Source organism: Microcoleus sp. MON1_C5 (assembly GCF_036701875.1).
GTDB lineage: Bacteria > Cyanobacteriota > Cyanobacteriia > Cyanobacteriales > Microcoleaceae > Microcoleus.
This window is the reverse complement of the sequence record NZ_JAUBRN010000066.1, coordinates 1-14,232: the sequence shown is the minus strand read 5'-3', so window position 1 is coordinate 14,232 and position 14,232 is coordinate 1. Positions and strand designations below refer to the sequence as shown.

The window sequence follows — 14,232 nt, the reverse complement described above, 5'->3', positions numbered from 1 at the left end:
TGCATTCCACCAGTTTCCCCAAAGAATCTAAATGTATGCCCGCGATCCAAACCCATACCCAGTAAGTTATTGCCAATTCTTTAATCGAAAATCGAAAATCGAAAATCGAAAATAGTATTACCGATCGCCCATTACCAACCACCGAGAACAATGACCAACCAGCAATCAGCAGAACAACTGTTAGAACTAGCCACCAAAGCAGGTGCAGAAGCTGCTGAGGTATTGGAATCGCAATCGCTGTCAAGGCCGGTGTTTTTTGAAGCAAACCGCCTCAAACAGCTAGAAACCGCCCAAGCAGAAGGCATTGCACTGCGGCTGTGGCGGGATGGGCGACCGGGTTTGGCGGTGGCCTACGGGCCTGTGGAACTGCAAGTTTTGGTGGACAGGGCGATCGCGCTTTCACAACTCAACGAACCGGAAACCATCGAACTCGGCACCGGTGAGAAAGTTGTTTATCCCGATCGCGGAGTGTCGGTGTCGGCCGAACAGCTAGTAAACTGGGGAAAAGAGGCGATCGCGATCGTCCGCGAAGCCTATCCAGAAAGCCTCTGCACGGCCGAACTCGACTGCGAAATCGAGAGCACCCGCTTGCTGAACACCAGAGGCTTGGATTCCAGTCACACCGACACCACTCTCAGCGGTTACTTATCAGCAGAATTAGTGCGGGGAGAAGATTTCCTCAACATTTGGGAAGGCGAAACCGAACGCGGTACTCTCGACTTAAACACCAGCGCCAGGCGAGTTTTGCAGCGTTTGGAATGGGCGAAAGACAATGTAGCCCCCCCCACGGGCCGCGTGCCGGTGCTATTTACAGCCAAAGCAGCCGATTTACTGTGGGGGACTGTGTGTGCGGCGTTGAACGGCAAACAGGTACTCGAAGGCGCTTCGCCTTGGAACGATCGATTAGGCCAACAAGTGACATCGCCGCTTGTCACCCTCTCGCAGCAGCCGGATATCGGGCCCTATAGCTGTCCCTTTGACGACGAAGGTACTCCCACTCGGGCGATCGTCTTTATCAACAGCGGAGTGTTGCAGCTATTTTATACCGATCGCACCACCGGTCGAGCCTTGGGTAGCGGCACCACCGGCAACGGATTTCGCCCGGGTTTAGGCAGCTATCCGACACCGAGTTTGTTCAATGTTTTGATTAAACCAGGTTCGCTTTCGCTAATCGATTTAATCGCTCAATTAGACGACGGAATTGTAGTCGATCAAATGCTTGGCGGCAGTGCCGGAATTTCCGGCGATTTTTCCATTAATGTCGATCTCGGCTACCGAGTCAAAAAAGGTCAAATAGTCGGCCGAATTAAAGACACAATGGTAGCTGGCAACGTCTACAGCGTCCTCAAACAATTAGTAGAATTGGGAGGAGACTCTGAGTGGAACGGTTCTTGCCACACACCGTCTGTAATTGTAGAGGGATTGTCCGTCATCGGCAAGAATTAAAGGCAGTTGGCAGTTGGCCGTTAGCAGTTGTTAGTAGTCAGTTGTCAGTTGTCAGTTGTTAGTAATCATCAATCATCAGTTAACAGTCAACAGTCAACAGTCAACAGTCAACAGTCATCAATTCCCAATTTCCACACATAATATGCGTATTTGTTTTATCGGCGATTCTTTTGTAAACGGTACTTGCGATCCCAAATGTCTCGGTTGGACAGGACGGATTTGCGCTGCCGCTTGCGGACAAGGACACGATATTACCTACTACAATTTAGGAATAAGGGGAGAAACCAGTGCCGATATAGAAACTCGCTGGTTCAGCGAAGTTTCTTGCCGCTTACCTCACTACAGCGACGGCCGAATCGTATTTTCCTTTGGCGTCAATGACACTCACCTAGAAAAAGAAAAAAATCGCATAGAAGTTGAGAAATCAATTGAAAGTGCCCGCTCTATTCTCACGTCAGCTAAAGAAATATTTCCAGTATTAATGGTAGGGCCACCGCCAGTTATCGATGCCGATCGCACAAGCCGGATTGCCAACTTATCCGAACAGTTTTCTCAAGTTTGCAGCGAGTTAAACGTGCCTTATCTAGATGTTTGCACCCCGCTGCAAAAATCGGAAATTTGGCAAAAAGAACTTACCGAAAACGATGGTTCCCATCCCGGCGCTGCCGGTTACGCTGAATTGGCTAAAATAGTTCACAATTGGAGCGGTTGGAAGGCTTGGTTTAAAAATATCAATATATCAGAGCAAGAAACAGTAACGCTGTTCCGAGCAGTCGGAAAAAAAGAAATGGAACTGATTAAAGAAAGCGATTTTATGGAATTTCCGCCGCGCTTATCTTTTCAGCCTACTTTTTATCCCGTGCTTCAAAAAGCCTATGCCATACAAATCGCGCGAGATTGGAATACAAAAGATGCAGCCTCGGGATATTTCGGCTATGTTACCCGCTTTCGAGTGGCAGCAGAATTCTTGGCAAAATATCCCGTACAAACTGTGGGCAGTTCTAGTCACCAAGAATATTGGATTCCCGCAGAAGAATTGGTCGAATTTAATCGCAATATAGTTGGAAAAATTGAAATTTTTGCTGAATATCAACCCTAAAGTAGGAGCGAAGTATGCTGGAATTCAATCAATTTGAAGTTGTGAGTTTTGACTGCTACGGTACTCTGATAGATTGGGAAAGAGGGATATTGGCAGCCTTGAAACAATTGCTGTCACATCGGGAAATTGATTTCAGCGATGACGGCATTTTAGAGCTTTTTGCTGCGGTTGAATCAGAACTAGAAGACGCGAGTAATTCTTATATAAAATATCGGGATATTTTGCAAGAAATAGTTAAAAAGTTAGGTAAAAATTTTAATTTTGTACCGACAGAAACAGAAATAAACTGTTTGGTTGATTCCGTCAAAAATTGGCAACCATTTCCCGATAGCGTTGCAGCCTTGGAATCACTCAAGCAGAAATACAAACTGGTAGTAATTTCCAATATTGACGATGACTTGTTTGCTGAGACAGCCAAACACTTAAAAGTTGAATTCGACTGGTTGATTACTGCGGAACAAGTGCGATCGTACAAACCGTCAACTCGCAACTTTGAAATAGCCCTAGAAACAATGGGAATTTCTGCTGACAAACTCCTGCACGTTGCTCAGAGCATCTATCATGACATTGTACCAGCCACATCCATGGGAATCTCAACGGTTTGGGTAAATCGCAGACACGACAAAACAGGATTTGGGGCGACACTGCCGGCCAGCGGCCAGCCAGACTTGGAAGTGCCCGATTTAAAAACATTGGTGGAAATGATAGGGTAAACAACCGCAGAGTAACGCAGATTAGTAAAATTCATCTGCGTTAATTTTGGTACACCTCCGGTTAAAAATTAGTTATATTTGGCCAAGTCGAAAGATTTTTCGCTTGCATTGCGATCGAGCAGACAATTATCAGGTCATCTACGCTATTTATGCCGTACATAACTATCCCTAAACAATTTAGGGAACCTTCCAGGGTCATCAAATCTCAACTTTTTTTACGGCCGAAACGCCTCGCCATTTTTGAAGCTTGTCTGATCGGCTTAGTGGCAGGACTGGCCGGTGTTTTGCTAAAGTCAGGAGTCGGATGGCTAGGCAGTTGGCGAGTTGCTACCTCGACATTAATCCCAGCTTGGATATTACTGCCCAGCGTCGGTTTATGCGGCGGGTTGCTGACAGGTTTCTTGGTTGAGCGTTTTGCTCCCGAAACTGCAGGCAGTGGCATTCCTCACGTCAAAGCTGCTCTGGGCGGTGTCAATCTTGCCTTAGATTTGCGAGTAGCGGTCGCCAAACTTCTGACCACTATTTTAGCCGTTGGTTCCGGTTTAACTTTAGGCAGGCAAGGCCCAACTGTCCAAATAGGAGCATCTTTGGCCGGCTGGATAGGTCACTTGATGCCAACTTCCCCAGACTACCGCCGACAATTGATTGCTTGCGGTGCTGCTGCGGGATTGGCTGCTGGTTTCAATGCTCCCATTGCCGGAGTTCTTTTTGTAGTTGAAGAACTGCTGTATGACGTTTCGGGATTGACTTTAGGGACTGCCATTATCGCTTCATTTATCGGTGCAGTTGTCTCGCAGCTTTTGGGCGGCGATAGTTTGAGTTTGAACCTTCGCGAGTACCAAACCAGTTTTGATGCTCAGGAAATCCCGTTCTACATACTATTAGGAGTTTTAGCGGGATTGCTGGGAGCTTTGTTCACCAAAGGGATTATTGCTAGCTTGCAATTTAACAGGCGAACGCTCAAATTAGCCTTACCAGTGCGAATTGCTATAGCTGGCGTAATCTGCGGTTTAGTAATAGGTTTTCTCCCAGAAACTTTCCGCGATAATACGGGTTTACGGGAGTTTATGCTGACCGGCGAAGCAAGCGGGATAACGAGTTTAATTGCTTTTATAGCTCACTTTTTTCTAACAATTATTTCCTCGGCTTCTGGGGCTCCGGGAGGATTGTTTTCCCCTTCGCTAGTTATGGGTTCTGCACTAGGTCACATGGTGGGCATTGTGCAGGCAGATTCCCTGGGCGTCGGTTTGCCGGTAACTTACGCTTTGGCGGGAATGGGAGCATTTTTTTGCGCGGTTACTAGAGCACCGATTACTGCGGTAGTAATTGTGTTTGAAATTACGGCGGATTTCAAATTAGTGCTGCCTTTGATGATCTGTTGTGTAGTTGCTTATTTAATGGCAGAAAAGGTAGAGAGTGGCTCGCTGTACACTCACCTTTTGGAGTTTAACGGCATTCAACTGACAAAAACAAAAGCTGCGAGCAATACTTTGAGCGACTTGTACGCAGAGGACGTGATGCAGCGCCGAGTGGAAACTCTTTCGAGTTTGCTGACTTTCGATGAAGTGATCCAGGCATTTTCGCGATCGCACCACCGAGGATTTCCCGTCGTTGAAGATGGCAAATTAGTCGGAATTGTCAGTCAAACCGATTTGGCAAATGCCAGCGAACGCAATTTTTCTGGAAACTCGCTGCTCAAAGAATTTATGACTGTACAGCCGATCGCAGTCAAAGCAAAGGATACTTTAAGCGAGGTATTATACAGGCTCAACAACTACAATATCAGCCGCTTGCCAGTCGTAGAAGGTCGGCGTTTGGTGGGAATTATTACCCGCAGCGACATTATCCGAGTTGAATCCGATCGCCTCAGCGGAGAAACAACCCAGGGCCCGCATCCAGAACCTTCCTATGTTGTCTATCAAACCAGAGCTCCGCAAGTCGGAAACGGCCGCTTATTAGTGCCGCTTTCCAACCCCCAAACAGCACCCGCTTTGCTGCGGCTGGCGGCCGCGATCGCGCGCGATCGTAATTACGAATTAGAATGCCTGCAAATCATCTTAGTACCGCGCAACAGTTCCCCCTCAGAAACCGCAGTCCGGACAACAAAAAGCCGCCGCCTGCTGCAACAAGCCGAACGAATTATTCGCAATTTGAACTTGCCCGTACACACCCAAATACGGGTAGCTCATGACGTGCCTCACGCGATTTTAGAAACAATTAAGGATCGACATATCGATTTAATTTTGATGGGATGGCAAGGCGAAACATCCACCACTGGACGCATTTTTGGCGATGTGGTCGATACCGTTATTCGGCAAGCCGGCTGCGAGGTTATTTTGGTTAAATGGAGCGAAAAAATATTAGCAACCCGCAAGAAAAATGAGGTTTCCGCCGCTCTTAGCGGGCGGAAATATGCGTCTATAGAATGGGACTTAAATGCCGAAGGAGTTGACGGCGCAGATCGTCCCACGGCCAGATCCTCAGATTCATCAGCGACTCCTGAGACTGAATTTTCCCCGCCGAATTCAGACATTCCAGCGCCAGAATTGGGACTGCACACACTGATGGGTTTGCACCGCTGGTTGGTGCCTATTCGCGGCGGTTACAAGCAAGCTGCGGCTTTGCGGCTGCTACCTGCTTTAGTTGCTGCGAGTGCTGTACCGGAGATTAAATTGTGCCAGGTTCACCAGCCTTCTGGTGCAGAACCCGATCGCGGTGAATTAAAGCAAGCGGCGGAGTTTATCAAGCGCCGGGTTAGCTGTTCGATAATAGCGACTTCGGTTTGCGCTAAATCGGTTTCTGATGCTTTAATTGATTTGGCTCAGAACGATCAGTGCGATGCGATCGTCCTGGGAGCTAGCCGCGAAGGGCTGCTGAAGCAGGTGATTCACGGGAACATCCCGGAAGCTGTGGCGCGCGGGTGCGACTGTACAGTCATTTTAGTGCGATCGGCCAATTAGTCATTAGTTAGTTGTTATTTTTTATTTATTAATTTTTATGGTGGTATTTTAGTGTTCTAGTCTTGTTCCCAGGCTCGGCCTGGGAATACATACCCGGAGGCTTTGTATCCAATAACTAATAAGTAATAACCAATAAATATGGTTCACTTTAACGTTGGTTTTCAACACTTTAACTCCTTCGCTGATATTACGCTATCCCTGGCGCAAACTTTAGACCAAATGGGAATTCCTATTTCGGTCGAACCTTCAACAATTTCTTCTCAGATCGGCGACAATTCCACAACAGAAGAAAACCACCTGCTAGAAAAGTGGATGAACACCGCACCATCAGACTTATTCCAGATAAAATGGTCTCATTACTGGAAACCTTATTTTTTAAAAGAGCTGAAGGGACATCTCAATTTAGAACTTTTTGCTATCAATTACGAATTCGCCAAAAATACTGATGATTATGATTACTGGATTTACGATGCTGTCAATAACTTATCCCACAAACTAGCCGTCAGCCAATATTCTAAAAACGTCTTAATAAAAGCTGGATGTCCGCCTGACAAAGTATCCGTCATGCCTCTAGGTTTCAATCCTTTAATCTCGCAACTCTATTTTCCCAGACAGCCAAAAAACCAAAAAGATGTAAAGTATATTCTGCACATGACCAATTCTTTTGATTTTTATAGATTTGGCACGGATCTCGCCATTCAAGCTTTTTGGGAAGAGTTTAGAGATGATTCTAAGGTAGAGTTAATAATCAAAGATGGCGGCAAACATTCAGATGTTATAGTGGAACATCTCGTAAATATTGAAAAACAATTCGGCAAGTTCAAGCCAAGAATTCGGATAATGCCTAAATTTTGTAATAAAGCAGAACTAGCTGATTTATACTTGTCAGCCGATGCTTTTTTAGCTCCTTTTCGCGGCGAGGGTTTTGCGATTAAAATTTTGGATGCCTTTGCTGCGGGTTTACCTGTCGCTATGACTATGTATGGCGGCCCGACTGAGTACGCCAATGCTGATAACTGCTATCCCATTGCTTACGATCTCATTCCCGTAGGAAAGTGTTACGATACTCAGTATCTAAAAATTACAAATGCTCCTCATTGGGCCGAGCCAAATGTTCAGTCGGTTCGCCAACAGTTACGAAAAATTGTTGAAGACCCGATGCGTTTTCAGGTAGCTCAAAAAGCTAGAGAGACGGCGGATTTGTTTAATTGGGAAGCTGCCGCTCAAAAATTGCTAAGATTAATGCGAAAGTTGTTTTAGGATCAGAAATTATGGGACTCGAACGCAAAATGTTTAGGGGAATGTTTTCGCCGGGGGAAATGGTACGATTGAAACAGCCTTGTTTTACTCCGGGGCGATTGTTTGAGCCAGGAAAATATAACGCTGATGAGTTGCCGGATATCGCTTTTGATATGGGTTTGGTAGACCACTTGCCACCAGTCAAAGGCAACAGTTCAGAAAATCTCAATACCCAGAACCCGCCAGCTCAAAACCTTGAGGACTAAACTCCCATTTGCAGTAAGGACTTCAGTCCTGAAAATCCCCGTTTGTAGTAAGGACTTCAGTCCTGAAAAATAAAATAATCAAAGACTCAAGTCCTGACTGCAAAAAAGATAAAGCCAATTTAACCATTTTGCTCTATCTGGGCAATTAACTCTGTCAAAACTTTGCTAGCTTTATCATTCTCAATCTGACAAGTTCCGGCATTCTGGTGTCCGCCGCCACCATATCTTAACATTAACTCCCCAATATTAGTTTTAGAAGTTTTGTTAAAGATTGACTTGCCAACTGCGAAAACAGTATTTTGTTGTTTCAGTCCCCAAAGTACGTGAATCGATATATTGCATTCGGGGAACAAAGCATAAATTACAAAACGATTGCCCGCATAAATCACCTCTTCGTTACGCAAATCCAAAACAACTAACTTATTATATACTTGGGCGCAGCGCTGTATTTGCTCTTTAAATTTTTCTTCTTGATCGAAGTAGAGGTCTACTCTTTCTTTCACATCAGGAAGCTGCAATATTTCATCGATGGTATGATTTTTGCAGTAATCGATTAACTGCATCATTAACTGATAATTGGAAACTGTAAAGTCTTTAAACCTTCCCAACCCCGTTCTGGCGTCCATTATGAAGTTTAACAGCACCCATTCTTGCGGATGCAGAACCTCTTGTTGGGCAAATTGAGCGGAATCTGATTTGTCAACGGCCGCCATCATCGCCTCAGAAATATCAGGAAACTTTGCTTTGCCTCCATAATATTGGTACAGTACCCTAGCTGCAGAAGCTGCATAGGGATCGATGATGTGGTTAATTTTGATTTTCTCGTGTCTGAGAGTTTCGCTGAAATGGTGATCGAAAGCTAGATGAACTCCCTCAACATAGGGTAAATTGGTGCTAATATCGTTATTTGTTATTGCGATTTTTCCATCCTGCATATCTTTAGGATGCACGAATTTAATCTCGTCGATCATATCGAGTTCTTTGAGCAAAACGGCACAGACAAGACCGTCAAAATCGCTGCGGGTGACTAATCTGTATTTTTTAGTGAGTGGCATATGCTTATGTGATGCGGAGGAACTGATCACCAGCTAATATAACGTATTACCCGATCGCTTTCCAATATGAACGCAGACCCTTACGCTTGGATAGAGAAGGCCCTGGACACAGTTCGCCGTGCCGATTGGTATCGATCGCCACTATCGATCGATAGTTGCCCTGGGCCTGTGGTAAAGTTAGCAAGCCACAGGCTGATTAACTTTGCCAGCAACGATTATCTGGGACTTGCCGGCCATGACAGGTTAATTCAAGCTGCTATGGCTGCAACTAAGGAATTTGGTACGGGTGCGACGGGTTCGAGGTTGGTCAGCGGACACCGGGATTTGCACCGACAGCTAGAACAAGCTCTTGCTAATTTAAAACAAACTGAAGATGCTTTAGTATTCAGTTCGGGATATTTGGCGAATCTAGGGGCGATCACATCCGTTGTCGGCAAGCGCGATTTGATATTATCTGACAAGTACAACCATTCGAGCCTGAAAAACGGAGCCACACTCAGTGGTGCAACTGCCCTAGAGTACAATCACTGCAATCTTGAGGATTTAAAGGCCAAGCTAGAGCAAAATCGCGCAAGATACCGCAAGTGTTTAATTATTACCGATAGCGTCTTTAGCATGGATGGGGACTTGTGTCCGCTACCGCCGTTGTTGGCTGTGGCCGACACCTTTAACTGCATGGTATTAGTAGATGAAGCTCACGCTACAGGAGTTTTCGGTGCTAGCGGTGCCGGTTGTGCAGAACATTTCGGGTGTACGGGAACACCACTGATTCAAGTGGGGACACTCAGCAAAGCTTTGGGAAGTTTAGGTGGTTACGTTGCGGGCTCTGCTGGTTTAATTGATTTTCTGCGTAATCGAGCTGCGACTTGGATTTATACTACAGCATTGACGCCTGCTGATGCGGCGGCTGCTTTGGAAGCTGTGAGGATTGTACAGCAAGAACCAGAACGCCGAGTTCGGTTGCAACAAAATATCGAAACTTTCAAATATTGCGCGATTACCAATCACCAATTACCAATTAGCAATTCCCTCTCCCCAATTTTCAGTCTTCCGTTAAAAGATGCAGCCTCCGCTTTAACAGTGGGCAGCAAACTCAAGGACATGGGTATTTTTGCTCCGGCGATTCGGCCTCCGACTGTAAGCGTGAGTCGAATTCGGATTTCGCTGATGGCAACTCACGAGATCGCACACCTTCAGCAGTTGGTAGAGGCGCTGAAGCAAGTTTTAAGTTTTGAGTAAATGTTGGGTACGCCATAAGTACCTTACCCTTTGAGTAAATGTTGTGAGACGGGGAGAATTTCTACTTCTGCCTTCTGCCTTTTGCTGCTCTAGCCTTCTGCTGCTCTAGCTTTCTGCTTTCTGCTGCTCTAGGCTTCTGCCTTTTTTTTGATTGTCAAGATCTCGCTATTGACTTATGGCCAATCTTATACAGTAGTTTGGGCGATCGGTCAATAACTGTAAATTTTTTGTAAATTTAGATACTTTTTGAAATTTAGCGCTATATTAGAGAAGTAGCAGGTACACCAAATTTTATATAAGGAACGTCCACCATGAACACAAATCGTCAAAACGTAAAAAAAGTAGCAGAAACCCACCGCGCTAACATTCACAAGCAACTGATACACCGCATAGAAGTAGCGAGATCCAGTGGGAACCAAGATTTGGTTCGGGTGCTTGAAGAGGAAATGAGACAGCTTTAAAGAAGCTGCAACTAGAATTTGCCCGTAGTTTGGTTTAGAGGGTTGTGCGAGAAATGCAGAATTCCGCCAACCGCTACCTGTTAACTTTTGACTCCTCTCTTAGTTGGTAGAAAAAACCCCGGTTTCTTGAAGAAACCGGGGTTTTTTATTGAGAAGGAAGAAGAAAGAAGGAAGAGGGAACAGTCCTAAACGCACAAAGTCTATCTGTAGGGTGCGCCTCGGCGCACAGAGACTCTACCAATAGCAGATTAAACCATTTTTTGAGTAAGTTATGAAGTCAGAAGGAAGAGGGAAGAAGGAAGAACAGGACTTACCCTGCATTCCTGTTATTTTTAAACTATCTGTAGTAGTAAAGTGCGCCTCGGCGCACCCTACTAATAACTAACGAAACTGGCACATGGTGAGGGCGTGTTCACGCCCTCACCCATCACCTTAACCAGTCCGGATCACTGACAAGTTGACAGTCGCGACTAACGACCAAACTCAATAATAAGCGCACGAATAACGTACACTCATGTGTCTGCTATTGGTTGGAAAATTGAGCAATTTCCTAGGGAACGCAAGCAATTAACCGGGAGAGAATCTTGCCAGTCCCGTCAAGCTAGAATTCAAAAAAATCCTATTGCTTGCCATGAACTTGTGTGGCTTAGGCGCTCAAAAGTTGAGCCAATAAAACTCGTCAAATAATATATCAAATTAAACACGGGCTTCTTCTATCAAATCATTGAATTGAGCCACTAAAAATTCCCGATGTTCTGATGTTTATTGGGTAATTTTAGGGTGCTGGTACACGGATATGTGGCAGTTGCCTAAGTCCTGGTTATATTAAAGATGGATTGAGATAGATTGCCCTGGTTTACTGGGAAAGGCAGCTTTGCCACAAGTTAAGACTAGCAAAAATGCTTAACGGAAAAAAGTTAAAATCTCTCAAGCTGAAAATCAGGGTCGCGACAGCAAAATCCCCAAAATAATAGGTAAAACTGATGGCGACAGACATCCGACACCAGCCGGAAAACGGCTACCACTCAGAACCAACTCAGCCTTCTCTAAGAGAAAATCTTAATAGGCGATCGCCCATGGGCCTCCAGCCCACCCTAACGACACTGGAAACTTGGGGGTTTGGCCTTACGGGTCATCTGCTATGGATTAGCGCGGCACCGGCCATACACGCTGCTCTGGGGCCTCAAGCTATCTTCGTCTGGTTGCCAGCAACAATTGTCGCCATCATGCTGAACTTTCAGATGCAAAGCTTGGGATCTCAGTGGCCAGAGATGGCAGGGGGAACGCCCAACTACACGGCGCGACTGCTGAACAAGTATCCTTGGTTGGGTAGGTATGGGGCGCTGGGATACTTTTTTAGTTGGTTAGCGGTGACAACGATCAACGCCCTGATCGTCACAGCCCTGATCGAAGCCAACCTGACACCCTTAGGGATTTCATGTCCCGATCTGGTCCTAAAAATTGGCTTTACGGCGATCGCCTTTATTGTGGCGTTTAGTGGCACCCGCGCCTTAAGTATCCTGCATCTATGTTTCGTTATACCCGCTGCCGGATTCCTGTTTGTTTTTTGCACTCAAGGCATCGGCTGGTTATTACTATCCCCAGCTAGCCCCGGCTTTTTTCCCAGCAGTTGGCCTAGCTTTTCCTTTGTTGAATGGGCAAAATGGTACTTTTTCGCCGTCTACGCTGCTTACGCCTGTGAAAGTGCTGCCTCATTTGTCGCTGATAGCAAACGACCTAGGGAGACTTTGCGGTTTCTTAGCTTCGCGGCTTGGCTGATTCCTATTGCCTATCTGGGGGGTTCCTGGGTACTGATGCGCTTGGCAACAGAGCCCGGGTTAAAAGACGACACATTCTTAAACCTATTAGCCTCCGCTAAACTCTTCTGGGGGCCGTGGGCCTCATTTATGGTGACGCTTTTGATCGTCGCGGGCTGCCTCCTAAGTTCTGCCACAGCGGTTTCCAACTCTCCCCGCGTTTTGTACCAACTTGCCTTGGACGGACACATATCGCCAGTATTCGCAGTTGTCTCCCCACGGGGCGTCCTCGGCCCAGCCCTTTTGCTGACGTTCTTGCTCAGTCTCATCTGTCTCGCTTGGGGAGATATCGCGCGTTTAGTAATGGTGTCCTCTACTGCCTTCGTAACCGCCTATATGACAGTCCATTTGGGCCTATGGCTGGGTCGGGATAGGCCAGAAGTGCTATGGCCTTGGTGGTCGGGAGGCTTTTTTCTGGTAGAAACAGTTGTCTTGATCGTTGGGGGCTTGGCTTGGGACTGGCAAGACCTGCTGATCGGACTGCTTTTGCCGATCGCTATTTTGGGAGTGGATGCTGCCATACGTCACATTGCATTTCCCCCCTTCCATCCTGCGTGGTGGATTAAGCTTTATCGGGGTCAGTCCTACAGGATAAGCAAGGATTTTGTGGCGCTTCAGGTAGGCATCCTGATCTTTTTGATCTGTAGCACTGCCGCGATCGCCTGGGTGATTAGAGCCACGTTAGACGGACTTCCAGGTGATGCTGCCAATAATCTTTTGATTGTTCTGGTAATAACCGTAGGCTTTGTCGGGGTGGCCGTTGCCACCTGGACGAGCTTACCCCAGGTCGTCTCCATGAACGAGGCACGAGAGGCTGCGGAGCAACTCTTTACGATTGCTCTGGACGCTATTGTAGTTCTAGATGAAACCGGCGTGATTCGTCAGACGAATCCCGCTGCTGAAAGCGTTTTCGGAATCGACGCCAGTGGGTTAATAGGACGTCACCTGAACAAACTACTGCCGGGATTAGCTTTTGAGCCAGAACGGTGGCTCAGTCGCAGCGAACAAACTCTCAACCAACCCGATCGCGAGCCACGCATCCTGGAAGTTGCCATCTCAGACCGATTCTCCCAAGACGCTTCGCTTTCCAATCAGGAGCTACAAGAATATGTGGTGATTCTGCGCGATATCAGCGATCGCAAGCAAGCCCAAGAATCCCTACAAAAGGCCAATGAGGAACTAGAAATCAAAGTTGAGAATCGTACATCTGAACTCACCCATACTGTGCAGCAATTGCAGAATGAGATTGAAGAGCGCCAGCGGATAGAAACAAATCTCAGAGCTATGCAAAATCAAATTGTTGTCCAAGAAAAACTAGCTTCTCTGGGGAGTTTAACCGCGGGCATTGCCCACGAAATCAGAAACCCATTAAACTTTGTCAACAATTTCTCAGAACTTTCTGCTGAATTAACCCAAGAACTGTTTGAAGAATTGGGAAATCAAGGAGAACGGTTAACTCCCGAAACAAATGAATATATTGCCGAGCTGTTAACCGATCTCACAGCTAATCTTAAAAAAATCAATCAACACGGTCAAAGAGCCGACAAAATCGTTGGCAATATGCTTTTGCATTCTCGCGGACAAAGCGGCCGCTGGGAAGCCACAGATATAAATAGTTTATTGGCTGAATATATCAATCTAGCCTATCATGGGATGCGAGCCAAGGAATCTGCTTTTAACATTACCATAGAAACCGACTACGACAATGATGTTGGCGAAGTAGAGGTCGTGCCACAAGACATCGGCAGGGTTTTTCTTAACATTATTAGCAATGCTTGCTATGCAGCCTATAAAAAGAAACAAGAAATGGGCTCAGCATTTTTACCGCTGCTTGACGTGAGAACTCGAAATCTTGGTGATGCGATTGAAATCCGCATTCGCGATAATGGCTCAGGTATAAAACCCGAGGTAGTCGATAAAATTTTCAATCCCTTTTT

10 protein-coding genes are annotated in these 14,232 nt (G+C 46.2%); 9 read left to right on the top strand and 1 reads right to left on the bottom strand.

What is annotated here, in order from left to right:
* The first annotated feature begins 150 nt into the window (after positions 1-150).
* The 6 genes from QUA71_RS24335 to QUA71_RS24310 all read left to right on the top strand — a co-directional run bounded on the left by QUA71_RS24335 (position 151) and on the right by QUA71_RS24310 (position 7,723).
* Positions 151-1,446: a TldD/PmbA family protein gene (locus QUA71_RS24335; RefSeq protein ID WP_333289000.1), complete on the top strand. Its 1,296-nt coding sequence runs from the start codon at positions 151-153 to the stop codon at positions 1,444-1,446.
* A gap of 142 nt (positions 1,447-1,588) precedes the next feature.
* Entirely contained in the window at positions 1,589-2,545 is a 957-nt protein-coding gene (locus tag QUA71_RS24330) for a GDSL-type esterase/lipase family protein (RefSeq protein ID WP_333288998.1), read from the top strand.
* Between the two features lie 14 nt (positions 2,546-2,559).
* Positions 2,560-3,258, top strand: a complete 699-nt coding sequence (locus tag QUA71_RS24325; protein ID WP_333288996.1) for a haloacid dehalogenase type II — start codon at positions 2,560-2,562, stop codon at positions 3,256-3,258.
* A 149-nt stretch (positions 3,259-3,407) separates the two neighbouring features.
* Positions 3,408-6,218 (top strand): chloride channel protein, encoded by a 2,811-nt coding sequence (locus QUA71_RS24320; protein WP_333288994.1) that lies wholly within the window; start codon positions 3,408-3,410, stop codon positions 6,216-6,218.
* 138 nt (positions 6,219-6,356) lie between these two features.
* The gene (locus tag QUA71_RS24315; RefSeq protein ID WP_333288992.1) at positions 6,357-7,478 is read left to right on the top strand and encodes a glycosyltransferase family 4 protein; all 1,122 of its coding nucleotides are present in this window, start codon (positions 6,357-6,359) and stop codon (positions 7,476-7,478) included.
* Positions 7,479-7,489: 11 nt separating this feature from the next.
* Positions 7,490-7,723, top strand: coding sequence for a hypothetical protein (locus QUA71_RS24310; RefSeq protein WP_190662553.1), 234 nt, complete (start codon positions 7,490-7,492; stop codon positions 7,721-7,723).
* Positions 7,724-7,842: 119 nt separating this feature from the next.
* On the opposite strand, the gene QUA71_RS24305 is transcribed toward QUA71_RS24310, so the two are convergent.
* Positions 7,843-8,778 (bottom strand): exopolyphosphatase, encoded by a 936-nt coding sequence (locus tag QUA71_RS24305; protein WP_333288990.1) that lies wholly within the window; start codon positions 8,776-8,778, stop codon positions 7,843-7,845.
* A gap of 66 nt (positions 8,779-8,844) precedes the next feature.
* Here QUA71_RS24305 and bioF point away from each other — a divergent pair, with 66 nt between their 5' ends.
* The 3 genes from bioF to QUA71_RS24290 form a co-directional block, all read left to right on the top strand.
* Complete coding sequence (gene bioF, locus QUA71_RS24300; protein ID WP_333288988.1) at positions 8,845-10,017, top strand: 8-amino-7-oxononanoate synthase; 1,173 nt, start codon at positions 8,845-8,847, stop codon at positions 10,015-10,017.
* Positions 10,018-10,328: 311 nt separating this feature from the next.
* Positions 10,329-10,478 carry an arginine synthesis PII-interacting regulator PirA gene (pirA, locus tag QUA71_RS24295; protein ID WP_006635290.1) on the top strand — a complete coding sequence of 50 codons (150 nt, stop codon included), beginning with the start codon at positions 10,329-10,331 and terminating at the stop codon, positions 10,476-10,478.
* 983 nt (positions 10,479-11,461) lie between these two features.
* The coding region (locus tag QUA71_RS24290; protein WP_333288986.1) for a PAS domain S-box protein at positions 11,462-14,232 on the top strand (2,771 nt) is incomplete at its 3' end.